The 25,427-nt window shown below is 70.6% G+C and carries 25 protein-coding genes; 6 read left to right on the top strand and 19 right to left on the bottom strand.

Annotated features, from left to right (window positions below):
* Position 1: 1 nt before the first annotated feature.
* From BLV96_RS41325 to BLV96_RS41315, 3 genes are read right to left on the bottom strand one after another with little or no spacing between them, the layout of a single operon-like run.
* Positions 2–967 (bottom strand): class I SAM-dependent methyltransferase, encoded by a 966-nt coding sequence (locus BLV96_RS41325; protein ID WP_086673060.1) that lies wholly within the window; start codon positions 965–967, stop codon positions 2–4.
* 4 nt (positions 968–971) lie between these two features.
* Positions 972–1,751 (bottom strand): enoyl-CoA hydratase/isomerase family protein, encoded by a 780-nt coding sequence (locus BLV96_RS41320; protein WP_086673062.1) that lies wholly within the window; start codon positions 1,749–1,751, stop codon positions 972–974.
* A 55-nt stretch (positions 1,752–1,806) separates the two neighbouring features.
* Complete coding sequence (locus tag BLV96_RS41315) at positions 1,807–2,628, bottom strand: ABC transporter ATP-binding protein (protein ID WP_167379905.1); 822 nt, start codon at positions 2,626–2,628, stop codon at positions 1,807–1,809.
* A gap of 312 nt (positions 2,629–2,940) precedes the next feature.
* Between BLV96_RS41315 and BLV96_RS41310 the strand changes: the two genes are divergently transcribed.
* The gene (locus tag BLV96_RS41310; RefSeq protein ID WP_086673064.1) at positions 2,941–3,486 is read left to right on the top strand and encodes a cysteine dioxygenase; all 546 of its coding nucleotides are present in this window, start codon (positions 2,941–2,943) and stop codon (positions 3,484–3,486) included.
* On the top strand, positions 3,483–3,878 hold the full coding sequence (locus BLV96_RS41305) for a rhodanese-like domain-containing protein (protein WP_086673066.1): 396 nt from the start codon (positions 3,483–3,485) through the stop codon (positions 3,876–3,878). The genes BLV96_RS41310 and BLV96_RS41305 overlap by 4 nt, the downstream gene beginning before the upstream one ends.
* Here the strand turns inward: BLV96_RS41305 and BLV96_RS41300 are convergent.
* Positions 3,875–4,861: an LLM class F420-dependent oxidoreductase gene (locus BLV96_RS41300; protein ID WP_086673068.1), complete on the bottom strand. Its 987-nt coding sequence runs from the start codon at positions 4,859–4,861 to the stop codon at positions 3,875–3,877. The two genes, BLV96_RS41305 and BLV96_RS41300, sit on opposite strands and share 4 nt — an antisense overlap.
* Before the next feature lie 63 nt (positions 4,862–4,924).
* Complete coding sequence (glgP, locus tag BLV96_RS41295; protein WP_086673070.1) at positions 4,925–7,453, bottom strand: alpha-glucan family phosphorylase; 2,529 nt, start codon at positions 7,451–7,453, stop codon at positions 4,925–4,927.
* A 133-nt stretch (positions 7,454–7,586) separates the two neighbouring features.
* Here glgP and BLV96_RS41290 point away from each other — a divergent pair, with 133 nt between their 5' ends.
* Both BLV96_RS41290 and BLV96_RS41285 read left to right on the top strand, forming a co-directional pair.
* A complete protein-coding gene (locus BLV96_RS41290) occupies positions 7,587–9,020 on the top strand; it encodes a neutral zinc metallopeptidase (RefSeq protein WP_086673134.1) in 1,434 nt (477 codons plus the stop codon).
* A 17-nt stretch (positions 9,021–9,037) separates the two neighbouring features.
* The gene (locus BLV96_RS41285) at positions 9,038–9,679 is read left to right on the top strand and encodes a class I SAM-dependent methyltransferase (protein WP_425266212.1); all 642 of its coding nucleotides are present in this window, start codon (positions 9,038–9,040) and stop codon (positions 9,677–9,679) included.
* Between the two features lie 45 nt (positions 9,680–9,724).
* Here the strand turns inward: BLV96_RS41285 and BLV96_RS41280 are convergent, their stop codons facing one another.
* The gene (locus BLV96_RS41280; RefSeq protein ID WP_086673074.1) at positions 9,725–10,702 is read right to left on the bottom strand and encodes a tetratricopeptide repeat protein; all 978 of its coding nucleotides are present in this window, start codon (positions 10,700–10,702) and stop codon (positions 9,725–9,727) included.
* 94 nt (positions 10,703–10,796) lie between these two features.
* Here BLV96_RS41280 and BLV96_RS41275 point away from each other — a divergent pair, with 94 nt between their 5' ends.
* A complete protein-coding gene (locus BLV96_RS41275) occupies positions 10,797–11,204 on the top strand; it encodes a hypothetical protein (RefSeq protein WP_086673076.1) in 408 nt (135 codons plus the stop codon).
* Between the two features lies 1 nt (position 11,205).
* Here BLV96_RS41275 and BLV96_RS41270 read toward each other — a convergent pair whose 3' ends face one another.
* The gene (locus BLV96_RS41270; protein ID WP_086673078.1) at positions 11,206–11,508 is read right to left on the bottom strand and encodes a thiamine-binding protein; all 303 of its coding nucleotides are present in this window, start codon (positions 11,506–11,508) and stop codon (positions 11,206–11,208) included.
* A 78-nt stretch (positions 11,509–11,586) separates the two neighbouring features.
* On the opposite strand from BLV96_RS41270, the gene BLV96_RS41265 reads away from it, so the two are divergent.
* Positions 11,587–12,087, top strand: coding sequence for a MarR family winged helix-turn-helix transcriptional regulator (locus tag BLV96_RS41265; protein ID WP_086673080.1), 501 nt, complete (start codon positions 11,587–11,589; stop codon positions 12,085–12,087).
* A 45-nt stretch (positions 12,088–12,132) separates the two neighbouring features.
* On the opposite strand, the gene BLV96_RS41260 is transcribed toward BLV96_RS41265, so the two are convergent.
* The 12 genes from BLV96_RS41260 to BLV96_RS41205 all read right to left on the bottom strand — a co-directional run bounded on the left by BLV96_RS41260 (position 12,133) and on the right by BLV96_RS41205 (position 25,153).
* Entirely contained in the window at positions 12,133–12,498 is a 366-nt protein-coding gene (locus BLV96_RS41260; RefSeq protein ID WP_086673082.1) for a DUF3817 domain-containing protein, read from the bottom strand.
* A 217-nt stretch (positions 12,499–12,715) separates the two neighbouring features.
* Complete coding sequence (locus BLV96_RS41255) at positions 12,716–15,130, bottom strand: GH92 family glycosyl hydrolase (protein WP_086673084.1); 2,415 nt, start codon at positions 15,128–15,130, stop codon at positions 12,716–12,718.
* Between the two features lie 78 nt (positions 15,131–15,208).
* A complete protein-coding gene (locus BLV96_RS41250) occupies positions 15,209–15,613 on the bottom strand; it encodes a hypothetical protein (protein ID WP_086673085.1) in 405 nt (134 codons plus the stop codon).
* The gene (locus tag BLV96_RS41245) at positions 15,610–16,707 is read right to left on the bottom strand and encodes a hypothetical protein (protein WP_086673087.1); all 1,098 of its coding nucleotides are present in this window, start codon (positions 16,705–16,707) and stop codon (positions 15,610–15,612) included. The genes BLV96_RS41250 and BLV96_RS41245 overlap by 4 nt, the downstream gene beginning before the upstream one ends.
* 9 nt (positions 16,708–16,716) lie before the next feature.
* Entirely contained in the window at positions 16,717–17,664 is a 948-nt protein-coding gene (locus tag BLV96_RS41240; RefSeq protein ID WP_086673089.1) for a hypothetical protein, read from the bottom strand.
* 22 nt (positions 17,665–17,686) lie between these two features.
* The gene (locus BLV96_RS41235) at positions 17,687–18,547 is read right to left on the bottom strand and encodes a phage distal tail protein (RefSeq protein WP_086673091.1); all 861 of its coding nucleotides are present in this window, start codon (positions 18,545–18,547) and stop codon (positions 17,687–17,689) included.
* Positions 18,529–20,049: a phage tail protein gene (locus tag BLV96_RS41230; protein WP_086673093.1), complete on the bottom strand. Its 1,521-nt coding sequence runs from the start codon at positions 20,047–20,049 to the stop codon at positions 18,529–18,531. Before BLV96_RS41230 ends, BLV96_RS41235 begins: the two co-directional genes overlap by 19 nt.
* The gene (locus BLV96_RS41225) at positions 20,049–20,378 is read right to left on the bottom strand and encodes a hypothetical protein (protein ID WP_086673095.1); all 330 of its coding nucleotides are present in this window, start codon (positions 20,376–20,378) and stop codon (positions 20,049–20,051) included. The genes BLV96_RS41230 and BLV96_RS41225 overlap by 1 nt, the downstream gene beginning before the upstream one ends.
* Positions 20,379–20,425: 47 nt before the next feature.
* Positions 20,426–20,734 (bottom strand): hypothetical protein, encoded by a 309-nt coding sequence (locus tag BLV96_RS41220; protein ID WP_086673097.1) that lies wholly within the window; start codon positions 20,732–20,734, stop codon positions 20,426–20,428.
* Between the two features lie 16 nt (positions 20,735–20,750).
* Positions 20,751–21,317, bottom strand: a complete 567-nt coding sequence (locus BLV96_RS41215) for a phage tail tube protein (RefSeq protein WP_086673099.1) — start codon at positions 21,315–21,317, stop codon at positions 20,751–20,753.
* Between the two features lie 31 nt (positions 21,318–21,348).
* Positions 21,349–21,768: a hypothetical protein gene (locus tag BLV96_RS41210; RefSeq protein ID WP_086673101.1), complete on the bottom strand. Its 420-nt coding sequence runs from the start codon at positions 21,766–21,768 to the stop codon at positions 21,349–21,351.
* A 154-nt stretch (positions 21,769–21,922) separates the two neighbouring features.
* Positions 21,923–25,153 carry a GH92 family glycosyl hydrolase gene (locus tag BLV96_RS41205; RefSeq protein WP_425266211.1) on the bottom strand — a complete coding sequence of 1,077 codons (3,231 nt, stop codon included), beginning with the start codon at positions 25,151–25,153 and terminating at the stop codon, positions 21,923–21,925.
* Between the last annotated feature and the right edge of the window lie 274 nt (positions 25,154–25,427).

Genomic DNA, 25,427 nt, shown 5'->3' with positions numbered 1-25,427 from the left:
TTCAGGACGGCCGCTTGGTCCCGGTGATCATCACGTTGTAGAACAGCTCGCGCGGCAGGATCTTCGACAGCACCTTCTTGTCCACAGCGGACAGCCGCAGCCACAGGCGGTAGGCGAACAGCCGCCAGCGCACGGTCAGCTTCTCCTGCGGCACGGCGGCTTCGAACGTCCGGATCGGCCAGCCGGCCAGGGCCGCGGCGAACTCCTCGGTGACCGCGTGGACGTCCTGGGCACCCGCACCGCGGGCCCACGACTCCAGCTCCGACGGGTCGAAGGTGTGGATGTCGACCACGGCTTCCAGCGCGGCGGCGCGGGAGGACTCGTCGAGCTCCTCCTGCGGACGGCGCCAGCCGCTCAGCGCGGGCAGCTTCGTCACACGCGTGGTCAGGAACCACGTGAACTGGCCGAGCTTGCGGGCGTAGAAGTCGCCGACCTTGGTCGGCTCGCCCGCGAACACGAACCGGCCACCCGGCTTGAGCACGCGCAGCACCTCGCGGAACGCCGCCTGGACGTCCGGGATGTGGTGCAGCACCGCGTGCCCGACGACGAGGTCGAACGTGTTGTCGTCGTACGGGATGCGCTCGGCGTCGGCGACCCGGCCGTCGACGTCGAGGCCGAGCTTCTCGGCGTTGCGCAGCGCGACCTGGACCATGCCGGGAGAGAGGTCGGTGACCGACCCCTTCTTGGCGACGCCGCCCTGCATGAGGTTCAGCAGGAAGAAGCCCGTGCCGCTGCCCAGCTCCATCGCGTGCTGGTAGGGCTGGCCGTCCTCGCCCGCGACGGCGTTGAACACGTCGGTGGCGTAGGAGATGCAGCGCTCGTCGTACGAGATCGACCACTTCTCGTCGTAGGTGCCGGCTTCCCAGTCGTGGTACAGCACGTTCGCCAGCTTGGGGTCGGCGTAGGCCGCCTGGACCTCTTCGGCGGTGGCGTGCGGGTTCGGGGCCGGGTCGTTCACGTCGGTCAAGGCGTCATTTCCCTTCGAAAGTGGCCTTGCCGGGCCCGTTTTCGATGAACGACTTCATGCCGTTCCGCTGGTCTTCGGTCGCCCACAGCGCGGCGAACAGGTGCGATTCGAGCTTGAGCGCGTTCGGCAGGTCCATGTCGAGGCCGCCGTCGATGGCCGCCTTCGCCGCGCGCAGCGCCACCGCGGGGCCGTTCGCGAATTGGGACGCCCATTTGTGCGCCGCCGCGTAGACGTCGTCCGGGGCGACGACCTGGTCGACGATCCCCAGCCGCAGCGCCTCTTCGGCCTTGACGAACCGTCCGGTGTAGACGATGTCCTTGGTCTTGCTCGGCCCGATCAGCCGGGCGAGGCGCTGGGTGCCGCCCGCGCCGGGGATGACGCCGAGCTGGATCTCGGGCTGGCCGACCTTGACGTTGTCGCCGGCGACGCGCCAGTCCGCGGTCAGCGCCAGTTCCAGGCCGCCGCCGAGGGCGTATCCGGTGACGGCCGCGACGACCGGCTTCGGGATGTTCGCGATGGCCGCGAGCGTGCCGGTGAGGTTCGCGCCGAACTTGGCGATCTCCGGGTAGGTGCGGGTGGCCATCTCCTTGATGTCCGCACCGCCCGCGAAGGTCTTCTCGCCGCCGTAGAGGATCACCGCGCGGACGTCGTCGCGCTCGGTGGCTTCCTTCGCCAGCTCGGCGAGTTCGGCGGTGACCTGGGCGTTCAGGGCGTTGACCGGCGGGCGGTCGAGCCGGATCGTGCCGACCCCGTCCTTGACCTCGAGGGTTACGAACTCTCCCACGTCACTCCTCCTCGTTGACGGACTGCCAGCAGGCTACCGGTCGGTAAGCGACAGCTTAGCGACGGCGGGCGAAGAAGCGATCCCCGGAGCGCTCCAGCACGAGGTCCTGGTCGAACGTCTTCGACAGGTTTTCGCTGGTGATGACGTCGTCGACCAGGCCGGACACCACCGCCTGGCCGTCGCGCAGGAGCAGCGCGTGGGTGAACCCGGGCGGGATCTCCTCGACGTGGTGGGTGACCAGGACCAGGGCCGGCGCGTCGGGGTCCATCGCCAGGTCGGACAGCCGCGCGACCAGGTCCTCGCGGCCGCCCAGGTCGAGCCCGGCGGCGGGCTCGTCGAGCAGCAGCATCTCCGGGTCGGTCATCAGCGATCGGGCGATCAGCGCGCGCTTGCGCTCACCCTCGGACAGCGTGCCGAACGTGCGCTCGGCCAGGTTGCCGATGCCCATCGCTTCGAGCAGCTCGGTCGCGCGGGCGGTGTCGAGGGTGTCGTATTCCTCACGCCAGCGGCCGAGCACCGCGTAGCCGGCGCTGACCACGACGTCCTTGACCAGCTCGTCACCCGGCACGCGCTGGGCGATGGCCGCCGACGTGAAGCCGATGCGCGGACGCAGGTCGAAGATGTTGACCCGGCCGATCCGCTCGCCGAGCAGGTCGACCTCGCCGGTCGTCGGGTGCAGCTCGGCCGCGGCGAGGCGCAGCAGGGTGGTCTTGCCCGCGCCGTTCGGCCCGAGCACCACCCAGCGCTCGTCCAGTTCCACGGTCCAGTCGAGGCCGGCGAGGAGGTCGTTGGTCCCCCGGCGGACGCCGACACCGGCCATCCGGACCACGAGGTCGTCAAGTTCGCTGGGCTGGATCGGCTCGCTCACGAGGCCCATTCTGTCTGCCGACGTGCGCGCGTGCGCACCCGCCCGGGTGAGACGGCGAACCGGCAGGTCGGAGCGTGTCCACGAAGTGGAACGCCGCACGCGGGAAGTGCCTCACGCCACGCCGGTGTGGCAGGATCACGACCATGTCAGCCGACGTGCACGCGACCCCGGTCACCCGGGGCTCGTTCTGGCGCCGTCGTGCGATCGACCTGCTCCTCGTCGCTTCGGCCGGGTGTACGCGGGCGCGGCTTCGCTGATCTTCTCCTGCGGTGCCGCGCTGCCTCGCGTCCTGATCACCTTCGCGTCCGAGGAGCACCCGCGTTGACCACTTCCCTCGTCCGTCCCGCCGTCGAGATCCACCCGCGGCTGACCGACCCGCTGCTGCCCCAGCTGCTGCACCCCTCGCGGCTGCTGTGGACGCCGCGCGAGCTGGCGGACCTGACGGCCACCGTCACGACCGAGCTGACCACGAGCGTCAAGGACATCCTGCGCTTCGACGAAGACCGGCGGTGGTGGGCCCGGCTGGCCCTGACCGACGGCGTCGAGCTGTGGCTGCTGTCGTGGCTGCCCGGCCAGCACACCAAGCCGCACGACCACGGCGGCGCGTCCGGCTCGTTCACCGTGCTGCAGGGCGAGCTGGGTGAGGAGTACCGCTACCCCGGCGGCCCGATCCGGCGGCGCACGCACGTCGCCGGTGAAGGCATCGGCTTCGGCGCCGGCCGCGCGCACCAGGTCACCGGCATCGGTGACGCGCCCGCGGCGAGCGTCCACGCGTACTCGCCGCCGCTGGTCCCGACGCGCGAGTACACGACGCTCGCCGACGTCCCGGCCGAAATCCCGCCGCTGCCCGCTATCGTCCACGGATGAGCGCCATCGATTCGTTCCTGGCCGACGCGCGGTCCGGATTGGACCGCGTCGGCCCGGAAAAGGCCCGCGAGCTGCAGGAGGCGGGCGCGCTGCTCGTCGACATCCGGCCGCTGGCGAACCGGGAGGCCGAGGGCGAGATCCCGGGCTCGGTGGTCGTCGAGCGGATCCACCTGGAGTGGCGGCTGGCGCCGGACAGCGAGTGGAAGCTGCCCGGCGTGACGGCCGACTCGACGGTCGTCGTGCTGTGCAACGAGGGTTACTCGTCGAGCCTGGCGGCCGCCGACCTGCAGCGGCTGGGACTTCCCCGCGCGACCGACCTCGAAGGCGGCTTCCGCGCGTGGGCTGCCGCCGGCCTCCCGGTGGAGACCGGCGGCAGCCCCGCGGTGCCCTAGGCGAGCGCCGGAGCGACCTTCTCGGTGAACAGGTCGATGCCGGAGCGGTCGTACGCGGCTTCCGGGAAGTTGAAGATCGCGTAGGACATGCCCAGCTCGCCCAAGGCGGCGAGCTTTTCGGTGACCTGCTCGGGCGTGCCGGTGGTGGGGCTGTTCACGAAGACGCCGTGCCAGCGCTCCGCCGCGTCCGCCGGCGCGTACTTGTCGAGGTGGGACTTCAGCCAGGCCAGCTTGTCCTGGACGTCCTTCTCCGTCTCCCCGATGACCACGTTGTGGTTGACCGAGCGGACGATCGCGTCGAAGTCGGTCCCGACGTCCTTGCAGTGCTGCGCGAGGATCTCCGACTTGCGGGTGAACGTCTCGGGGTCGCCGGCGAAGTTCGTGTACTTCGCGTACTTCGCGGCGATCTTGAGCGTCTTCTTCTCGCCGCCACCGGCGATCCACAGCGGGATGCCGCCTTCCTGCGGCGGCAGCGGACGCAGGATGGCACCGTCCGTCTGGTAGTGCTTCCCGTCCAGTGTGGACTTCCCGGTCGTCCAGAGGTCGCGCATGATCCGCACGCCCTCGTCGAGCTGGCCGAGCCGCTCACCGGCGCCCGGGAAGCCGTAGCCGTAGGCCCGCCACTCGTGCTCGTACCAGCCGGCACCGATGCCCATCTCGACGCGGCCGCCGGAGATCGTGTCGGCGGTGGCGGCGACCTTCGCGAGGTAGGCCGGGTTGCGGTACCCCATGCAGGTGCACATCTGCCCGAGCCGCACGGCGTCCGTCGCGGCGGCGAACGCCGAGATCAGCGACCAGGCCTCGTGCGTGGCCTCTTCGGTCGGGACGGGCACGGTGTGGAAGTGGTCGTAGACCCAGATCGATTCGAACGGCCCGGCCTCCGCGTGCTTCGCGAGGCCGAGCATGGTCTTCCAGTGGTCCGCGGGATCGATGCCGGCGAGGTCGAGCCGCCAGCCCTGCGGGACGAACATTCCGAAGCGCATGCGTCCAACCTAACGCCGCGCACGCCCTGCTGCGCAGCGATTTCGAGGTGGAGCGACTCCAGGTCAGGCCAGGACGACCCGCGCCAGTTCGGCCGGCGCGGCCAGCAGCCCGTGCTTCGGCAGCACCCGGACCGTGTACCCGATCGACCCCGGCCGCGGCAGCTTCAACCGCGCCGCGAACGCGCCGATGCCGTCCGCCGTCATCGGGACCGTCACCGCGTCGCGCAGCTCGTCGTCGTCGCCGACCCGGCCGACCACCGCCTGGATGTCCACTTCGGACGGATCGAGGCCGGCCAGGTCGATGCGGGCCCGGATCGTCACCTCCGTGCCCACCACCAGGGGCTCGGCCGCCTCGATCAGCAGCTCCGAGTCGAAGATGCGCAGCCGTGGCCACGACACCTCCAGCTTGGTGCGGTAGTCCGCCAGCGACAGCGCGCCGCGGTAGCCGTCGCCCGTGGCCGCCGCCACCATGCGGGACGCCGGCAGGTAGCCGTTGTCCACGTACTCGCGGACCATCCGGGACGCCTGGACCCGCGGCCCGAGCGTTTCCAGGGTGTGCCACACCATCGACAGCCAGCCGGTCGGGACGCCGCCGTCCGAGCGGTCGTAGAACAGCGGCGCGATCTGCTGGCCGAGCAGCTCGTACAGCGCCGCCGCCTCGAGGTCGTCGCGGCGCAGCGGGTCGGCGACGCCGTCCGCGGTCGGGATCGCCCAGCCGTTGCTGCCGTCGTAGCACTCGTCCCACCAGCCGTCGCGGATGGACAGGTTGAGCCCGCCGTTCAGCGCCGACTTCATGCCCGACGTCCCGCACGCTTCCAGGGGCCGCACCGGGTTGTTCAGCCAGACGTCGCAGCCGCGGTAGAGGTACCGGGCCATCGACATGTCGTAGTCCGGCAGGAAGACGATCCGGTGCCGGACGTCCGCGCCGTCGACGAACCGGACGATCTGCTGGATCAGCTGCTTGCCGTTCTCGTCGGCCGGGTGCGACTTGCCCGCGACGACGACCTGGATCGGCCGGTCCTCGTGCAGCAGCAGCGTGCGCAGCCGCTCGGGGTCGCGCAGCATCAGCGTCAGCCGCTTGTACGTCGGGACGCGGCGGGCGAACCCGACCGTCAGCACGTCCGGGTCGAACACCGAGTCGACCCAGCCCAGCTCCAGCGGTGAGGCGCCGCGCTGCAGCCACGCCGCCCGCACCCGCCGCCGGACCTCGTGCACCAGCTTCTCGCGCAGGTCGCGCCGCAGGCCCCACAGCTGCGCGTCGGACACTCCGTCGCGCAGCGGTCCCTCGCCGACGTCGAGGCCCCACTCGCGGCCGAGCAGCGTGCTCAGCTCGCGTGCCACCCACGTCGGGCCGTGGACGCCGTTGGTCACCGACGAGATCGGCACCTCGTCGTGGTCGAACCCGGGCCACAGCCGCGAGAACATCTTCCGCGTGACGCGCCCGTGCAGCTGCGAGACGCCGTTCGCGCGCTGCGCCAGCCGCAGGCCCATGTGCGCCATGTTGAACAGCCCGGGGTTGTCCTCGGCGCCGAGCGCGAGCACGCGTCGCGGGTCGATGTCCGGGACGAGCCTGCCGTCGGTGAAGTAGCGCTGGACCAGGTCCACCGGGAACCGGTCGATGCCCGCGCTGACCGGCGTGTGCGTGGTGAACAGCGTCCCGGCGCGGACGGCGGGCATGGCCTCGTCGAACGCGAGCCCGTCGGCCTGGACGATCTCGCGGGCGCGCTCCAGCCCGAGAAAGCCCGCGTGTCCCTCGTTCGTGTGAAACACCATGGGTTGCGGGTGGCCGGTCAGCTCGCAGTACTTGCGGACCGCGCGGAAGCCGCCGATGCCGGCCAGGATCTCCTGCCGCAGCCGGTGGTCGGCGTCGCCGCCGTAGAGCCGGTCGGTGACGCCGCGCAGGTCCTCGTCGTTGGCCTCGGTGTCGGTGTCGAGCAGCAGCAGCGGCACCCGCCCGACGCGCGCCTGCCAGATCTGCGCGCACAGCTCGCGCCCGCCGGGCATGGCGACGCCGATCAGCACCGGGCGGCCGCCCGCGGTCAGCAGTTCCAGGGGGAACGCGTTCGGGTCGATCACCGGGTAGTGCTCGACCTGCCAGCCGTCGAGCGAGAGCGACTGGCGGAAGTAGCCGTTGCGGTAGAGCAGCCCGACGCCGACCATCGGCACGCCCAGGTCGGACGCGGCCTTGAGGTGGTCGCCGGCCAGGACGCCGAGGCCGCCGGAGTAGTTCGGCAGGGCTTCGGTGACGCCGAACTCCATCGAGAAGTAGGCGACCGCGGGCGGCAGGTCGGAGTCGTCGCGCTGCTGGTACCAGCGCGGTTCCGAGAGGTACTTCTCCAGGTCCGCGGCCGCTTCGCGCGCCCGGGCGAGGAAGTCGTCGTCGACGGCGAGCTCGTCCAGCCGGGCGGGCGGCAGCGCGGTGAGCATCCGCAGCGGGTCGCGCACGGCGTTGAACAGCTCGGCGTCCATCGACGCGAACAGGTCGCGCGTCGGCGGGTGCCACGTCCAGCGCAGGTTGGTGGCGAGCGCGCCCAGGCCGGACAGCGACTCGGGCAGGCTGGCGCGAACGGTGAACCGGCGGACTGCACGCATGGGAAGCGACGATATCGGGCCGCGCCCCGCGATGCGCAGGGAGTAGTTCGGGGATAACGCGCACACGTCCCGTAAGCGCTGGGTATGGTCCTGCGCGTCGGGTACGCGCAGGTCGGGAGTGGAGCAAGTGAAGATGATCCCAGGGGGAGGACGGCGCGCACTGGTGGCGTTGCTGGCCGTCGCGGCGGTGGCCGTGAGCGGGTGCGACGACAAGGGCGGCGCGAGCGGGGACCCGAGCAAGGACACCGGCGCCGGATCGGTCGCCGGGCTGCCGGTGACGCACTTCGAGAGCGGCCTCAAGCCGGACGCGCCGACACCGGGCATCGACGTCAAGAACGCCGACGGCGGCGAGGACGACAAGCTCGCGACCGCCGCGATCGACGACGTCCAGACGTACTGGAACGAGCGCCTGCCCGCCGACTTCGGCCAGCAGTTCGAGCCGGTGAAGTCGCTGCTGTCCTACGACTCGCAGACCGACACCGAGAAGACCGGCTGCGGCAGCGTCAAGAAGCTCGTCAACGCGTTCTACTGCTCGGTCGACGACTCGGTGGCGTGGGACCGCGGGGTGCTGCTGCCGATGCTGCGCCAGCGGTTCGGGCCGATGTCCGTGGTCGTCGTGCTGGCGCACGAGTTCGGCCACGCCGTGCAGTACCGGCTCGGCGACAAGGCCAACATGACCAAGAGCACCCCGACCGTGGTGAAGGAGCAGCAGGCCGACTGCTTCGCCGGCGGGTACTTCCGGTGGGTCGCCGAGAACAAGAGCAAGTACTACCAGGTGTCGACGTCCGAGGGCCTGAACCAGGTCATGGCGGCGATGTTCCTGATCCGCGACCAGGCGGGCACCAGCGGCGCCGACCGCGGCGCGCACGGCACGGCGTTCGACCGCACCTTCGCGTTCCAGACCGGGTTCGAGAAGGGCCCGAAGGAGTGCGCGGCGATGAACACCGAGAACGTCAAGGCCCGGCTCACCGAGCGCCCGTTCGACAAGGGCGACACCGGCAAGGGCGACGCGAAGTTCAACGACCAGGCCGTCGAACTGCTGAAGAAGAGCCTCGACGAGGCCTTCAAGGGCGCCGGGGTGGCCGCGCCGGAGATCAGCGACGGCGGCAGCTGCCAGACCACACCGCCGGCGTCGTACTGCCCGAACGACAACACGGTGGCCATCGACCTCTCCAAGCTCTCGCAGCTGGCCCAGCCGATCGACCGCGAGGCCGAGATGAAGGGCGAGGACCCGGGCGGCATGGGTGACTTCGCGGCGTTCTCGGAGGTCGCGTCGCGGTACGCGCTGGGCATCCAGAAGGGCGTCGGCGCGTCGATCGACAACGCGAACGCAGGCCTGCGGACCGCCTGCCTGGTGGGGGCGTGGGCGGCGTTCACGAACCGGCCCGGCGACCTGCGGCTCTCGGCGGGGGACCTCGACGAGGCCATCGCGGACCTGCTGCAGCCGGAGAGCCTGATCTCGGCGGACGTCAACGGGAAGCGCCCGGACAGCGGTTTCGACCGCGTCGAGTCCCTGCGGCGCGGCTATCTCGAGGGTTCGTCGGTCTGCTCGAAGCAGTACGCCTGAATGAGGTGATGTCGCCCGTGCCCGACTCCTGGCTGTCCGACACCCGGTCCTCGTACGACACCGACGCCCCCGGCTACCTCGAGAAGGTGCGTGGGCTGCTCGACGAGCGGCCTTACCTGCGCGCGAGCCTGGCGCTGTTCGCCGAGTCGGTGCACAGCGCCGGAGGCGGGCCGGTCGCCGACGTCGGCTGCGGGCCGGGCTACGTCACCGGCCACCTCCGAGAGCTCGGCGTGGACGCGTTCGGCATCGACCTCTCGCCCGAGATGATCGCCATCGCGCGACGCGACCACCCCGGCCTGCGCTTCGAGGTCGGGTCGATGACCGACCTCGACCTGGCGGAAGGTTCGGTCGCCGGCGTGCTCGCGTTCTGGTCCGTGATCCACGTGCCCGACCACGCCGTGCCCGGCGTGTTCGAGCAGTTCCGCCGGGTGTTGCGGCCGGGTGGCCCGCTGCTGGTCGGCTTCCACGTCGGTGACGGGACACAGCACACGGCCGAGGGCTACACGGGCCGCCCGGTCAACGTGGACAGTCACCACCGCCCGCCCGGCAGGATCGCGGGCTGGCTGCGTGCCGCGGGGTTCACGATCGAGGCCGAACTGGTCATGGGTCCCGACGAGGACGTCCCGGGAGCCGTCATCTTCGCGCGCAACCACGCCTGAGCATGGGAAAGGCCCCCACCGCGGTGGGGGCCTTTCCCATGCGGTCTAGAAGAGGGCGGACGCCAGGTCGCGGCGGGCCTTCATGACGCGGTCGTCGGCCGGGTCGAAGAGGTCGAACAGCGCCACCAGGTGCTCGCGGACCTTGTTGCGGTCCTCGCCCGCCGTCCGGCGGACCGCGTCGATCAGGCGCTTGAAGCCCGCCTCGACGTCGTTCGACGCGATCTCCAAGTCGGCCGCGTCGAGCTGGGCCGCGAGGTCGGACGGGTCGGCGTCGGCCTTCGCGCGGGCGTCGGGGTCCGCGTTCTCCGCGCGGGCGGTGAACTTGACCTGGGCCAGCGCGTTCTTCGCCAGCTCGTTGGCCGGTTCGACGTCGAGGATGCGCTCGTAGGCGGCCTGCGCGGCGGCGAAGTCACCGCGTTCGAAGGCTTCCTCCGCCTCGGTGAAGCGCGGGTCTTCGGGCTCCTCGATCGGCCCGGCGCCGCCCGCTTCGGCCTCGGCGATCGCCGGGAGCTTGTCGCGCAGCGCGTCGAGCAGGGCGTTGATCCACTTGCGGATCTCCGGCTCGGGCAGCGCGCCGGAGAAGGCGTCGACGGGCTGGCCGCCCGCGATGGCGACGATCGTCGGGATGGACTGCGCGCCGAACAGCTGCGCGATGCGCGGGTTCGCGTCGACGTCGACCTTCGCGACGACCCACGCGCCGCCGGACTCGCCGGCCATCCGCTCCAGCACCGGGGACAGCTGTTTGCACGGGCCGCACCACTCGGCCCACAGGTCGACGACCACGAGCTGGCGCAGGGACCGTTCCACGACCTCGGCCTGGAAGGTGGCCTCGGTGACATCGATCACGGCCCCCGACGAGGACGGCGGCGGCCCGTCACCGGCGGGGCCGGCCGGGCCGGCCGACGGGGCCGGCTGCCTCTGCGCCGATTCGGCGCGGGCCTTGAGCGCGGACAGGTCGACCGCGCCGGAGAGGGCGGCGGACAGGGCCGCTGACTTCGCTGCAGATCCGCGTGGCTGTGTCACGCCCTCCATCCTGGCACGCGCGCCGGCGGAGTTTCACCGGGTGCCCCGGCCGGTCCGCTTGGCAGGACGGCGCCGCGTGGGGCAGGCTCGGCCGGTGCACATCCGGCGTGACGTGAAGGTGGGCCTGTCCATCGCGGCCGCCGTCGTCTGGATCGGCGCGGTGACGCTGCTCATCGTCCACGAACCGGACCCGGGCGCGGCCTCGCCCGCCGAGCTGCGCGACCGGCTCGCCACCGCGCTCGGCAGCCACGACCCGGACGCGCTCGGCGGGCTGCTCGACTACCCGGGCTCCGGCGGCGACGACTTCGCGAAGGACTACGTCGCGGTGCTGGCCGACCACGGCGTCCACGACGTGCGGGTGGAGCTGGGCCCCGACGCGGCGGCCCCGGCCCGCGCGACGATCACCGGCGCGCTCGGCGACGGGAGGCCGTTCAGCTACCCGCTGACGGTGACGAGCGAAGACGGCCGCTGGACGGTCGCCTTCACCCCGCCCCTCCCTTGACTCAGGACTCGCGCAGGTGGGCTTCCACGCGGTCCACCTTGGCCTCGAGCTGGTCTTCGAAGCCGGGCCGGATGTCCGCTTTCAGGACCAGGCCGACGCGAGCCGAGCCCTCCCCCGCGGCCTCGACCGCGCGCTTGACGACGTCCATCACTTCGTCCCACTCGCCTTCGATGTTCGTGAACATCGCGTTGGTCGAGTTGGGCAGGCCCGAGTCCCGGACCACCTTGACGGCGCGGGCGACGGCCTCGCTCACCCCGCCGTCGGGCTCTCCCCCGGACGGGCTCACGCTGAACGCGACGATCATGTTCGGAAGTCCCTTCTTCGGTGTTCTTTCCGCCGGTCGGGCGACACCCGCCGGTACCCGCTGGTAACTTCGCGTGTCATGAACCGTCCGCTGCCGTTCGACCCGATCGCCCGCGCGGCACAGCTCTGGGAGGACCGGATCGGGCCCTCCGGCACCATGGCCGCGGTGACCGGCGTGATGCGCGTCCAGCAGATCATCCAGTCCGCGGTGGACGGCGCGCTCAAGCCGCACGGCCTGACCTTCGCCCGGTACGAAGCCCTGGTGCTGCTCACCTTCGCCCGCAGCGCCAGCCTGCCGATGCGGGTGATGGGCGAGCGGCTCCAGCTGCACCCCACCAGTGTCACCAACATAGTCGACCGGCTGGAGCGCGACGGGCTCGTCAAGCGCGTCCCGCACCCGACGGACCGGCGCACGACGCTCGTCGAGATCACCGACGAAGGCCGCAAGCGCCGCGAGACGGCGACGGCCGCGGTGACGGAAATCGACTTCGGCCTCGACGGGCTGACCGATCGGCAGACCGAGCAGCTCACCGACCTGCTGACGAAGGTCCGCCGGGCCGCCGGGGACTTCACGGAATAGCGGAAAGGCCCGCACCGAGGTGCGGGCCTTTCTCACATCCCGGGATCAGGCGGCGACGGGTTCCCGCACCTGGAACAGGCCGACACCGCCGTGGGACAGCCGCTGCGGGCCGTCGAGCTTGCCGTTGCGCAGCGCCCACTTCTCGAACAGCCACGTGAAGAGCGGCGGGATGCTCGCGAGCAGCGCGAGGACCAGCGTCTTCGGGCGCCAGCCGAGCGGCTTCGCCACGGACAGGGAGACGACCACGTAGAGGACGAAGATCACGCCGTGCACCATGCCGATGACGGGCACGCCGCCCTCACCGGAGGAGTGGACGACGTACTTGAGGAACATCCCGACAAGCAGCGCCGCCCAGGAAAGGGCTTCGGCGACTGCGGCCACGCGGAAAACTAGAGCGGCCTTGCTGGACACTTCTTCCTCCTGTGGGGTCTCACCACGTTTTGGTACTGACACAACAAACGCCCGACGCACCGTCCAAGGCGGACTGCCTGTGGACGTCAACGGCGCTGTCGGACGTGCTGATACCCAGTGTGAGGCGTGACGGCCCTCACGGGAACACCGGGGCCCGTGACCCTGCTCACGGCCGTGGTCCAATGTGGTCTGGACCACGGCCGCGAACGTCCTTTGTCTACTCCGCGCAGGGCGAAGCCGGGGCGGACGCGGGTGACGTCCCCCACGTCGCCGCGGCGGCGTCGGCGGTCAGGCGGAAGTCGAGCGTCGTGCCCCGCTCCAGCTGGTCCACGTTGACGTACACGCGGTCACTGGCGCGCGACCCGACCTTCAGGCCCGAGACGTACTGCAGCTTCGAGCCGTCCGCGCCGGACGCCTTGACCGTGATGTCGCGCCCGTTCTCCAGGTGCAGCACCGACTTCTCGAACCGCGGCGCGTTCAGCACGAAGTTCCCAGTCCCTGGGACAGCGGGGTAGAGACCGAGCGCACTGAAGACGTACCAGGCCGACATGGTGCCGAGGTCGTCGTTCCCGGTGACGCCGTTGGGCGCGTTGGTGAACAGCGTGTGCGCCGCCCGCACGACCGTCGACGTCTTCGCCGGCTGTCCGGTGAGCGCGTACATCCACGGCGAGTGGAGGTCCGGCTCGTTGTTCGGGTTGTAGCGGAACTGGTCGTAGTAGTCGTACGGGCCGACGACCCAGTTCTCGCGCACCGCCGTCGCCGGGTTCTTCACCAGCTCGTCGTAGGCGAAGAAGTCGTCGAGGCGCTTGCCGGTGGCCGCCGGGCCGCCCATGCGCTGCTCCAGGCCGGGGACGTCCTGCTGGACGAGCCACTGGTACTGCCAGGCCGTGCCCTCGTGGAAGCCGTCCTGGCTCTGCGGGCTGTACGGCTCGTCGGCGGGGCTGAACCAGTCGCCGCCCGCGACCTTAGGCCGGAAGAAGCCGGTGAAACCGCGGTCGGTCTGCGTTTCGTCCCAGAGCGTCCGGTACGTCCGGCCCTTTTCCTTGAGCGCGGCCGCGTCGGCCTTCTTCCCGAGCGCGGCGGCCATGACCGACAGCGAACAGTCACCGAGCGCGTACTCCAGCGTCGCCGAAGCGCCGTGGTTCGGGTCGGTGTCCTGCCCCTTCTTCGGGAAGTCCGGGTCGTACTGGACGAACCCGTCCGCCTGGTAGCTCGCGTTGCCCGAACGGCCCTGGAACGGCGACGACGCCGGCGGGATCTGCGTCGAATTCTGCAGCAGTGCCTGGTAGGCGTGCGCTTCCTCGCCCGACAGCGCGCCGAACCGCCAGAGGTCCACCAGGAACGGCGTGACCGGGTCGCCGGTCATCGTGTTCGTCTCCTGGCTCGCGTACGCCCACCGCGGGAGCCAGCCGCCCTGGTCGTGGATGGCGAGGATGCTCTTGGCGATGTCCTTCGCGCGGCTGGGCCGCAGCAGCGCCAGGAGCTGGTTCTGGGAGCGGTAGGTGTCCCACAGGGAGAAGAAGTCGTAGTAGGTCCAGCCGACCGCCCGGTGGATCTTCTTGTCGAAGCCGTAGTAGCGGCCGTCGGCGTCGTTCGCCGTCAGCGGCTGCAGCAACGCGTGGTAGAGCGAGGTGTAGAAGACCGTGCGGTCGTCGGTCGAGCCGCCCTTGATGTCCACAGTGGACAGCTCGTGGCGCCAGGTGCGCTGCACCGCGTCCTTGGCCGCGTCGAACGACCGGATCTTCTCCGACGCCAGGTTGAGCCGCGCGCCCTGCGCGTCCACCTGGGAGATCGCGGTGGTCGCGGTGACCTGGCCCTGCCCGCCGAACGTCAGCCAGGCGCCACGCAGGCCCGCGCCGCCCTTCGACTCGCGGCTGCCCGGGGTACCGCCGTCCGGCGACCAGGTGCCGGAGGACTTGAACGGCTTGTCGAACTTCGTCGTGAAGTACGTCGTGTAGGCCTTGCCGCCGCAGAACGCCTGCGACTCCACGGTTCCCTCGACGGTCCGGTCGTCGACGACCCGGATGCTGCTGCCGGTGACCGGTTCCTTGTCGTTGGCCTGCCCGACGTTGACGAAGACGTTGGCGTCACCGGGCTTGCTGAAGGTGTACCGCTCGACGCCGGCGCGCGTGGCCGCGGTCGTCTCGACGTCGACGCCGCCGTAGCCGGTCAGGTGGACCTTGTAGTAGCCGGGTTCGCCGACCTCGCCGTCGTGGGTGAACGGCGCCGCGTAGAGCTTCTGGTCGAAGGTGGCCGCTTTCGTGGTGTCGAAAGCCTTGCCGGGCCCCACTTCGCCGGTGGTCGGCAGCGTCGAGACGAGGCCGCCCTGCTCCCAGCAGCCCGCGCCGGACAGGAAGAAGTGCCCGAACCCGCGGATCGCGGTGTCGGTGTAGCGGTAGCCGGCGTAGTGCGAGGTGATCGGGCTGACCTGCGTCATCCCGAACGGCGCCGAGGCGCCGGGGAAGGTGTTGCCTTCGTCCTGCGTGCCGATGAACGTGTTGACGGCGTCGAGGGCGTCACCCCCGGCCGCTTCCGCGACGACGGGACTCACCCCCGTCGCCACCACGGCGAGCGCCAACGCGCCCGCCAGGACCCTGCTCTTCACTGAGCTTCCTCCTGCCAACGATGTCATCTCCCCGAGGACACCTTCGGCAACACCCGACGAACCGGTCAAGGGGGCGGTGAATACCTGTCTCGTTCCGGACAGCGCTCAACCCGCGAGCGCGAAGGCCGACACCCGCACCGATCCCGTGGCCCCGGTCCGCCGCGCTTCGACCGTCAGCTCCGCGACCGCGGCACTCGCGGTGACGGTGACCTCGTGCCGGCCTGCCTCGACGGTGGCGGCCACGTCGCCGTCCACCAGTACCCGGGCTTCGCCCGCGGTGTCCGCCACGACGTCCAGGACGATGAGGACTTCGCCGGGCCGAGTGATCAGCCGGACCACTGGCGTCCACTCGGCGGAGTCCGTCCCGGGCCACTCCGGCGACCGCGCGGGCTGGAACGCCGCCACCGGAGCGCGGGCAGCGGGTCGGCCGGTGCTTTCGAGCAAGCGGAGGCGCCGCTGGATCTCCCGCAGCAGCGTGACGAGCGTGTCCGGCTGGTTGACGCGGCTCACGAGGGCTCCAGCAGGGGCGCGACGGTCAGCACGACCTCTTCCTGCCCGGCGTCGTCGCCGGGGGTCACGGCCAGGCCGAGCAGCCGGACGGTCACGTCGAGCTGGTCGCCGGCGAAGAACGGGTCGTCGACGACCACCCGGACGTCGTCGCCGACCGAATACGAGCCCACAACGGGGTCGAGGTCGGCGCGCACGGTCAGCTCGGGCAGCACGACGGGCCGCCGCCGCGCGGCGAGCTCCCCGGCGACGTGCGCGGCCAGCATCGCCGCGTCCGCCGTGTCCACGGGCGCGGCGGCCGCGTCCAGCAACGGCCAGCCGGCGTCGTGCGCGGCCGGATCGGCCCGCACGACCACGCCGCTGCCGCCGGTGCCCAGCACGCGCGTGGCCATGTTCGCCGCGTCGCTCGGCCAGACGAAGTCCACCAGGTTCGCGCCGTACTCCCAGACGTAGGCGTCCGCCCCGGCCGCGGACCCGAGCCGCGGGTAGCCGAGGTTCAGCAGGCGTTCGGGGACGCCGCCGGCGTCGTAGCGGACGTCGAAGGCGAAGTCGAGGCCGTCGTCGGTGGCGGCCAGATCACGCAGGACTTCACCGGCCACCTTGAGATCGGCGGGCGCGTAGCTCAGGGCGCGGGTCACCCCGGAGACGTCCGGCCCGGTCACCCGCACGGCCAGATCACCGTCCACATGGGACTGCACGAGACCGATCAGCTGCCGGGCGACGTCGAGCTGGTCACCGCGCAGGGGAACGGTCGCGGTGAGATCCGCGGGGTCGAGCACGAGCCGGTGGTCGAAGTAGGACAGGAAGTCGGCGGCGCCCAGCTCCAACACCCCACCGGCCGCGCTGTAGCGGCTGGTCCAGACGATGCCGCCCCACAGGAGGTCGCCGTCCCGGTCGACGTAGACGGCACAGCGCCCGGGCTCGGCGAGCACGCGGGGTTCGCGGACGCGGATTTCGGGGTCGTCGACGCGGAGCCGGCCGCGGAACGAACCGGCGTCGTTGAGCTTCTTGTCGAAGGAGACGCCGGAGAGGGGGAGCTCGTCGAGGATGGTGCCGGTCCGGAGATCGGCGATGAGGTAGGTGTAGGTCGCGCCCATCTTGCCCGCCTAGTAGGTGGCGAAGGTCAGGCCGTCGAGCGAGATCCAGGCGGGGTTGCCCTTGGTCGCCTTGATCGCGCCGGTCGGCAGGACGTTGACCAGGCCGTGCGCGTCGGGACTCGTGCTGACCCCGAGCAGCCACTGCACCGGAGGCTTGCAGTTGTTCGGGAGCGTGAAGATCGTCTCGCCGATCACACCGTTGCAGACCACGCCGCGCAGCCGTACCCAGCCATCGTCCATCAAAGTGTAGGCGGGGGTGTTGTAACCGCTCACGAAGTTCTTCCAGCCGCCATCGAGGGGCGTCATGGGATGCCAGGTGTCCCCGCGGGGCGGCCGGTAGGGCACCCAGGCCGAATTCCGCTTGCACAGAAGGACACCGGTGTCCACGCGGTACACGAACTGGCTGCTGTGCGCGGTGGCAACAGGCGGCAGATCGGTGTCGCCGCGTACCGGCAGGATCCCGCTCATCCCCGCGGTGAACTGCCGCCGGTCGGTGACCGTCGGCGGGGTGCCCTCCTTCGGCACCTGAATCTCCGCGAGGACGAGGCTCGGCCCCGGATTCGGCGTGGGCCGCACGGGACTGGCCGAGCTCTCCCCCGTGTAGACGTTCACGACGAAACCGCTGCCGGCCAGCTCGGCCACCACCAGATCCCACCGGGCCAAGGACGCGTGCGCCGCGGCGATCGGCAGCTCCTTCACCGCGTCCAGGGTCACGATGTACGGGCCGTCAGCCGGCTTGGTCCGGTCACTGAGCACCGCCTGGAACGGGTTGACCCGCAGCTTGTTCGAGACGAGTGCCACCTTGCCGGGGTCACCGGGGCTGTCGCGCACCCCCGATCGCGCCCGCAGCGGATCGAGTGCGTCGCCGATGCCCTCGGCCTGCACCAGCGCGCCGGTGATGAGCCTGGCTTCGGCGGCGTCGACGCCGTCCACCCAGCCCGGGTCCCGCTCCACCATCGTCGTTCCCCCTTCTGTTCCTTCAGATCCACGCGTCGTACCACCGGACGGTCAACCGGCCGGCCGCGGTGTTGTCGGCGGCTTCGAACCCGATCGCCGTGCTACCGGGCGGCAGGCCGAACCACGCCGACCGCGGCAGCAGCGTGGCACGGCGAGACGCCTCACCCAGGAACACGGTCCGGGCGGCGGAGTCGACGGTCAGCACGTCTCCTTCGGCGAGGCTCAGCGAAAACGCCATCCGCTCACCGGTGGAGTCGTTGCGGATCACCGGCTGGGCGCACGGGCCGGTGATCGTCCACACCGGATGCACGGTCGCGGTCCCCGAGTTCGCCAAAGCGAGGGCTCCGCCTTCGCCACGGCCGAAGACCAGCGGGAACCGCACGGGGAACGTCACGCCCGGAGCGGGCCGGGGCAGTACGCAGCTCTCACTGTGGGGATCCGCGCCGTAGCGGAGCGGGTCCGGGGCGGTGACCTGCACCGACCAGTCGAAACTCACCGGCGTCGTGTCCACGATCTTGATCGCCGACGACAGCCGCACCTGGGCGCTCCGGCGTACCGTGCGCTCGGCGACCACGAGTGGTGTCAACCGGGAGCCGTCCGCGAGCAGGGCGGCCATGCGGTCCTTGGCCCGCTCACGGGCAGCGCCGTCCGGGGCGATCGCCGTGCCCTCCAACGTGATCACCCGGGCCGAGCGGAACGACGGCGCGTCGAAACTGCCGTCGCGCTGCGGGCGGTCGGACAGTTCCAGCCGCACCCCCGGGCCGCCGGACCAGCCGTCCTCTTTGGTCACCCACCACTCGACGCCGTCCGCGTCGATCGTGTTGCCCGCCCAGCCGTCCACTTCGTACACCGGCAGCACCAGGGTCACCGCTTCGCCGCCCATGCCACCTCCCTGGCCGCGATGCGCCCGATCTCGTACTCCGACTGCCCGGCCCGCGGGTGCACGTTCACCGTGACGGCGCCGGCGGCCACGGCCGGTGCCACGCGGGCGAGCGGGCCGGTCACGTGGGCGGCGAGGGTCGTGCGCAGGGTGGCCAGCGCGGGCGCGATCGTCGCCGACTTCGGCACCGGCACCAGTTTGGTCATCGCCTCGGCCACCCGGTCGCGCGTCGAATCGATGCCGGTGGTGAGCCCGGCGCCGATGTCGGTGCCGATCTGCGCCATCACGCGGGACGGCGATCTGATCCCGAGCGCCTTCCGGATCGGGCCCGGAATCTTGTCGATCACGGAGTTCTGCAGGGTCGAAACGATGCTGCCCGCCATGTCGCGGATGCCGTTGAGGAAACCCTCGATCAACGACTTGCCCGTGTCGTAGAGCGTCCGGCCCAGGTTGCCGAGCGCCTTGACGATCTGGCCCGGCAGTCCCTTCACGAACCCGACGATGCCGGACAGCGCGCCGCTCACCGCCGTCTTCGCCTGGTCGAACGCGCCCTTGACGATGCCGGCCACCTTGCCGACGCCCTTGACCGTGGCGACCACCGTGTTCACCGCGCCGGTGACGACCGTCTTCACCGCGCTCCAGACCGTCTCGACGACCTTGCGAAGCGCGCCGAAGTAGGTGCTCACGTAGCCGTGGATCAGCTTCGCCGCGATCTGGACCACTTTGGACACCGCGGGCCAGACGGCGTGGATGATCTCGCGGACCTTGCCCATCGCGGCGGTCACGACCGACCGAACCGCGGCGAAGGCCGCGTTGACGATGTTCCGGAACGTCGTACTTCGCTGGTAGGCGAAGATCAGCGCGCCGATGAGCAAGGTCAGCACGGTGACCGCGAACCCGATGGGATTCGCCTTGATCGCGTTGCCGAGCCCTTTCACGGCGTTCTTGAAAAGCACGGTGACGGCCGTGGCGGCATTCTGGATGTTCGAGAACGTGAACGTCGACTTGGCGAAGTCGAGCACGGCCTTCGCGCCCTGCACCGCCCCCTGGCGCACGGCGTTGAAGCCCTGGATCAGGTTCGTCTTCATGGCGGTCGCGAGGTCCCGCACCATGCCGGGCACGCCGGCGACCATCTGCTTCAGGTCGCGGCCGAGCTTCGCCGCCTCCGTCGCGCTGTCGCGCAGGCCGGTCTGGACGTCCCGGATGGACGCCGGCAGCTGCTTGACCGCGGCGCTCGTCTCCTTGAGCTGCTTGGCGCTGTCCCGGATCGCGACCGACGTGGTCTTGACCGCGTCCGTGTAGCCGACGACGTCGGTGACGGCCTGGGTGACGGCCGGGTGCGTCGCCTTGAAGCTCGTCGTCATCTCGGCGAGCTCTTCGTCGACACGCTCGGCGAACTTCGTGGATATCTTGTTCGCGGCGTCGGTGATCGACTTCTGGATGCCGGCCACCAAGGCGTTCGTCTGCGCCTGCGCGCCCGCGACGGCGGAAGTCGCTTCGGGCATCAGTCACCTCCTCGTGCGGGTGCGCCGAAGAACGCGGCGATCTCGGCCGGGGTGGCCGCGGGGTCCGGCTCCGGTTCGACGCCGGGCCGGGGCACCGGCCGCGGGCGCGGCGGCGGATCGGCCTGCTCGCCGGAGTTGGCCGTGACGAACAACCAGTTGCCGACCGCCAGCTCGTCGACGGCGCCGGCGAGCAGGTGCTCGGTCAGGCCCCACTCGGCCGCCTCCCCGTGCAGCGCGCGCACCAGCGCGGACTCGCGGGGCAGGTGCCGGATGAGCACCCGCAGCCGCCGCGGCGAGAGCCGGCCGCGGTGGTAGTCGAGCAGGTCCACCCGGTAGAACCGGAGCAGGTCGGCTTCGACGGCCTCGCCGTGCTCGCTCAGGAGCGCGTCGAGGCCGAGGATTCCCCCAGTGCCATACCGGTGTCGCGACCGTAGGCCTCCAGCAGCGCCTGGACGTCCTGGACGCTGAGCGAGTGGTCGTCGAGGCGCTTGAACTGCTCGTCGCCGAGCAGGACCTGCAGCAGACCGTCCAAATCGGACGGGTCCAGCGCGGCCAGCCTGCTCACCGCGTCCCGGGGCAGCTCGGTGGGCAGGCTGAAGGTGTCGCCGTCGAGCTCGAACTCCCAGCGCTCCCCCAGCGCTTCCAGGCGTTGCGCCCGCGCGGCGTTGACGTCGTACTTCGCCATGTGGTGCGTTCCCCCGCTACTCGGACGTCCCGGCGGCCGCAGCGGCCGCCTCGCTGATCGACCACTGCGCCAGTGTTTCCGGATCACCGATGATCGGCGTCATCGCCGTGAAGGTGACGCCGAGCTTGATCGCCGAGGTCCGCGTGATCGCGGTTTCGTCGGTCTCGGTGACCACCCCGCGCGGGATGTAGAACCGGTTCTTCACCGCGCCGTCGGTGAATTCGATGCCGAGGGCGCGCTCTTCCACCTTCGGCGCGGCGGCGATGTTGTACACGCCGGCCGCCGTCGGCGGCGGCGAGCTGAAGAAGAACTGCAGGGTGTCGCTGTTCAGCTGCAGCAGCGAGAACTTCACCGAGAAGTCGCGGTCGCTGAAGACGTACCGGATCGCGGCCACCGACTGCCACGTGTCGACCGGGTCGAGCTTGTCCTTCTTGACGAACTTGACCCCGTCCGCGCTGGTGTAGCCGAGGTCGGTCCACGGCGACGCCCACTCCCCGGTGAAGTTCATCGGGGTGTGCGCCGGGGCCACGTAGACGGCTCCGGTTCCGGCCACCCGGATCTCGCTGGCGTTCAGTCCTGGCATGAGCAGCCCTCCCACTGCGCCGCCGGCCCGTTCAGGCCGATCTGGATACGACTTGCGCGGCGAACCGGTACCGCATGACGTACCGGTTCGCGTCGGAATGCCTCCGGTCGAGCACGAAGCACGGCCCTTGGAGTTCGGTCACGTCGGGGAACACCGTCCCGCCGGAAACCCCCAGCAGCGGCAGCACGCCCCGCACGGCCAGCGCGACCGCGTGCGCGGCGGTCTTGTCCGGACCGTAGGAGTCCAGCCGCACCTCCGCGTTGTCGAGCCGGTCGTCGTCGAGGTAGACGCCGCCGAGCCGGGTGAGCACGACGGCGCGCTGCGTCCCGTCGAAGCCCGGCGGGACCGACGACCCCACCGGGACGCCGGACAGCTCGGGCCGGGCGCGGAGGAACTCCGCGACCGCCTGCTCGACATCCGGGAATACCAACGGTTCCAGCGAAACCGGCACGATCGACCCCCACCTCCCCACTCCCCTTGGGGTGGCCTCAACCTAACCCAGAGATCATCGTGCGTAAGCGTCCGAACGGGCGATGACGATGGCCGGATCCGGACATGGGAACGGCCCCCTCCCGCGCGGGGAGGGGGCCGCCGTTTTCGGTCGGCTACGCGCCGACGCCGATGGCGAACACGTGCAACGCACCACCGCTGACGTTGTCCGGCAGCGTCACGCTGGCAAGGGTCTTGCCCGCGGCCAGGGTGATCGGGTTGGTGCCGAACACCATCGTGCGGATTTGCTGCGGGTCGCCGCCCGAAGCGTTGCGGTACGGCGTGGACAGCACGATCCGGTTGCCGAACGCCGGCTGGGCGCCGCCGCCGCCGAGGGTCCAGTCGGAGAACCCGATGGTCGCGGTGGACGTCGTGCCGTCGGTGTAGGTCAGCGTCAGCGTGCCGGACGCGTTGCCGTTGGACGCCGAGCCGAGCAGCGCGAGCCGGCCCGAACCGGTCACGTTCACCGTCTGGCCGCCGGCGACGACGTTGTCCGGGTCGCCCGCCGGGAACGCCGGCCAGGTGAACTTGATGCCGTCACTGGTGACCGTGCCGCCCGGGGTGGCGCCGGCCGCGGCGAGGGCGTCGGCCGAGTAGCTCCAGCCGCCGCCGTCGAAGTTGGCCGCGCCCGAGTTCGAGTCCGGGGAGATGCCGGCGTTGTTCACCGTGGCCAGCCAGCTGTTCGGCTGCGCCACCAACACCGTCAGGACGGCCTGCGAGGACGCGACTCCCGGCGCGGAGAACGTCACCGGGATGCGCCGCGCGCCGTCGGCCAGCCCGGCCGGGACGCTGACCGTCAACTCGGCCTGGGCCTTGCCCGCGGCGGGCACCGCGATGCTGCCCGTCGCCGGGGTCAGCGTGATCCCGTCGACGCTGCCCGCGCTGTAGGTCCAGGTCCGGGCGACGCCCGAAAGGTCCTGGACCCCGACCGACGCCTTGGACGTCGACCCCGCGGGCGTCACCGCGCGGGCCGGGTCCACGAAGGACAGGCTCGGCTTCTCCTGCTCGCGGAACGACGGCGGGGCGTCGGCCGTCGCGCTGCCCCACGAGGTCGCCGTGGCGGACCGCGTGTAGTCGAGCGTGCCGCCGCTGGAGATCAGCGCCTCCGGCAGCCACGCCTTCGCCGCCGCGCCGCCGTTGACCTTCAAGCTGCCCACGTAGTCGCCGGTGCCCGGCGCGTTGATCGTGATCTTCTTGCCCGCGCCGGTGGTGAGCACGGCGTGCTCGAAGCGCGGGGTGACGAGCAGCGTCTCGGCGCGGCCTGGGATCTCCGGGTAGATGCCGAGCGCCGACCAGACGTACCACGCCGACATCTGGCCGAGGTCGTCGTTGCCGATCAGGCCTTCGGGACGCGGGTTGTACAGCTCGTCCATCGAGCGGTGCACGATCCCCTGGGTCTTGGCCGGCGCGCCCGCGTACGAATACACGTAGGGCGCGTTGGAGTTCGGCTCGTTGCCCATGAAGGCGTACGGCTCCTGCGTGCCCGCGTTCAGCTGGGTGAAGAAGGTGTCCAGCCGCGACTGGGTCGCGGTGTTCCCGCCGAACGCCGTCACGACGCCGCCGAGGTCGTAGGGCACCATCCACTCGTACTGCGCGCCGTTGCCCTCGACCCAGCCCTGTGAGCTGGCGGGGTCGTAGGTGCCGGCGAACGAGCCGTCCGCGTTGCGCGGCTGCAGGTGCCCGGTCCCCGGGTTGTAGAGGTTCTGCCAGTTCTGCGCGCGCTTCATGAACGTCGTGTACGTCGCGCTGTCGCCGAGCCGCTTGGCGAACTGGGCGATGGAGAAGTCGGCGCTGGTGTACTCGAGCGTGTCCGCGCCGGCGCCGGGCACGTAACCCAGCTTCTGGTAGTCGTCCAGGCCCGGCCGCTCGGTGTAGCCCTGGGTCGGCTGGGTGGCGCCCTTGATCATGAGCAGCAACGCCTTCTGGGCGTCGAAGTCACGGGCGCCGAACGCGTACGCGCTGGAGACGATGATGTGGTACGGGTCGCCGTTCATGACGCCGGTGTAGTCGTTGGCGACCGTCCAGCGGTCCCACGAGCCGCCCTGCTCGGCGTAGGCCATCATCGACCGGACGATGTCCGAGGTCTGCTTCGGGTCGATCGTCGCCAGGAGCGGGATCTCCGAACGGTAGATGTCCCAGCCGGAGAAGTTGGTGTACATCGCGTGGCCCTTGTCGGCCTTGTGCACCCGCCCGTCGAAGCCGATGTACTGACCGTCCACATCGGAGAAGACGTTCGGCTGGATCAGCGAGTGGTACAGCGACGTGTAGAACGTCGTCATGTCCGCGTCGGAGCCGCCGGTGACGGCGATCTTGCCGAGCTGGTCGTTCCAGGCCTTCCGCGCTCCCGCGGCCACCTTGTCGAACGACTTGCCGGTGTTCTCGGCCTTGAGGTTAGCCTTCGCGCCGTCGACGGACACAAAGGACAGTCCGACCTGGACGTTCACCTGGGCGCCGTTGAGGTTGGCGAAGGTGACGTACCCGCCGCTGCCCGGACCGCTCACGGTGGTGTTCTGCTGCTTGGCCGTGGCGGTGCGCGCGATCGACGCGTTCACGCCGTTGGGCTGCGCGACCTTCGCCTTGGCACCACCGGTTTCCGCGGCCTTGTTCGGCGTCACGGCGCCGTTCTTCCACGTGCCGATGGACGCGAACGGCGTGTCGAACTTGGCCGAGAAGTAGACGCGGTAGCTGTTCTGCGCGCCGCAGAAGCGGCCGCTCGTGGCCCAGCCGCTGATGGTGTCCTTGCCGATGGTGATCGACGCGTCGTCGGTGCCGTTGACCGAGCCGGAGGTGTTGACCAGCAACGTCGAGGACGCACCGGCCGGGTAGGTCAGCCGCGCGGAGCCGGTGCGCTGGGTCGCGCTCAGCTCGACCTTCGCCCCACTGTCGAGGGTGACGTCGTAGGCGCCCGCGGTCGCGTGTTCGTTGGCGTGCGAGAACTTCGACGTGTAGTGCGAGGGGTCGGTCGCCGGGGAAGTCGTCACTTCGCCGACATAAGGGATGAACGGGATGTCCTCATAGGTCGAACAGCCGGCACCCGAAAGGTGCGTCAGGCTGAACCCGGTGAGGGCGTTGTCGTCGTAGAAGTACCCGCCCGGCTGGGACTTCACCGTGTCCGGGCTCCACTGGACCATGCCGAACGGCGCGACCGCGCCCGGGAACGTGTTGCCGGCACCGCCCCCGGTGCCGTGGTCGGCGCCACCGGGACGGGTGCCCACGAAGGGGTTGACCCACTTCGCGAAATCCGTGCTCTGAGCGGCCATCGCGGGGACAGCGGGAGCCACCGCTGCCGTCACCGCCAGGGTCAAAAAGGTCAAACCGGCTCTGAAGCGCAATCGCGCCATGGCCATCGCCTTTCACCTCGTCAGCGCGACCAGAAACGGTGTGATGACAACCTTGTCGCGCAGTCGGTCGAACCGGGTCACCTTGGGCAGCGGCTCACCGGATCGTCAAGAGGTCTCGTCAAGACCTGTCCACTTCAAGACAGTGTGATCAGCCGTCTGTCCTACGACGTCGGTAGCCGAATCGGCACAATCCTCGCACCAGGCGTTGACAAGCCACCGGGTCTTGGCGTTCAATCCCGGTCACTATGACAACGTTGTCTCCCCCCGGCCGGGACCGGGA

This window comes from Amycolatopsis pretoriensis (genome assembly GCF_900107925.1).
Taxonomy (GTDB): Bacteria; Actinomycetota; Actinomycetes; order Mycobacteriales; family Pseudonocardiaceae; genus Amycolatopsis; species Amycolatopsis pretoriensis.
This window is presented reverse-complemented; position numbering and strand designations above follow the sequence as displayed.

Bases quoted from the DNA above. Each gene is read 5' to 3' on its own strand.
- BLV96_RS41305 (WP_086673066.1), top strand. From the start codon at position 3,483: ATGAGCGCCATCGATTCGTTCCTGGCCGACGCGCGGTCCGGATTGGAC.
- BLV96_RS41220 (WP_086673097.1), bottom strand. From the start codon at position 20,734: ATGGCGAAGTACGACGTCAACGCCGCGCGGGCGCAACGCCTGGAAGCG.
- glgP (WP_086673070.1), bottom strand. From the start codon at position 7,453: ATGCGTGCAGTCCGCCGGTTCACCGTTCGCGCCAGCCTGCCCGAGTCG.
- BLV96_RS41215 (WP_086673099.1), bottom strand. From the start codon at position 21,317: ATGCCAGGACTGAACGCCAGCGAGATCCGGGTGGCCGGAACCGGAGCC.
- BLV96_RS41315 (WP_167379905.1), bottom strand. From the start codon at position 2,628: ATGGGCCTCGTGAGCGAGCCGATCCAGCCCAGCGAACTTGACGACCTC.
- BLV96_RS41235 (WP_086673091.1), bottom strand. From the start codon at position 18,547: ATGGGCGGCGAAGCGGTGACCCTGGTGCTGCCGGTGTACGAAGTGGAC.
- BLV96_RS41290 (WP_086673134.1), top strand. From the start codon at position 7,587: ATGATCCCAGGGGGAGGACGGCGCGCACTGGTGGCGTTGCTGGCCGTC.
- BLV96_RS41270 (WP_086673078.1), bottom strand. From the start codon at position 11,508: ATGATCGTCGCGTTCAGCGTGAGCCCGTCCGGGGGAGAGCCCGACGGC.
- BLV96_RS41300 (WP_086673068.1), bottom strand. From the start codon at position 4,861: ATGCGCTTCGGAATGTTCGTCCCGCAGGGCTGGCGGCTCGACCTCGCC.
- BLV96_RS41265 (WP_086673080.1), top strand. From the start codon at position 11,587: ATGAACCGTCCGCTGCCGTTCGACCCGATCGCCCGCGCGGCACAGCTC.
- BLV96_RS41205 (WP_425266211.1), bottom strand. From the start codon at position 25,153: ATGGCCATGGCGCGATTGCGCTTCAGAGCCGGTTTGACCTTTTTGACC.
- BLV96_RS41230 (WP_086673093.1), bottom strand. From the start codon at position 20,049: ATGCCCGAAGCGACTTCCGCCGTCGCGGGCGCGCAGGCGCAGACGAAC.
- BLV96_RS41255 (WP_086673084.1), bottom strand. From the start codon at position 15,130: ATGACATCGTTGGCAGGAGGAAGCTCAGTGAAGAGCAGGGTCCTGGCG.
- BLV96_RS41240 (WP_086673089.1), bottom strand. From the start codon at position 17,664: ATGGTGGAGCGGGACCCGGGCTGGGTGGACGGCGTCGACGCCGCCGAA.
- BLV96_RS41245 (WP_086673087.1), bottom strand. From the start codon at position 16,707: ATGGGCGCGACCTACACCTACCTCATCGCCGATCTCCGGACCGGCACC.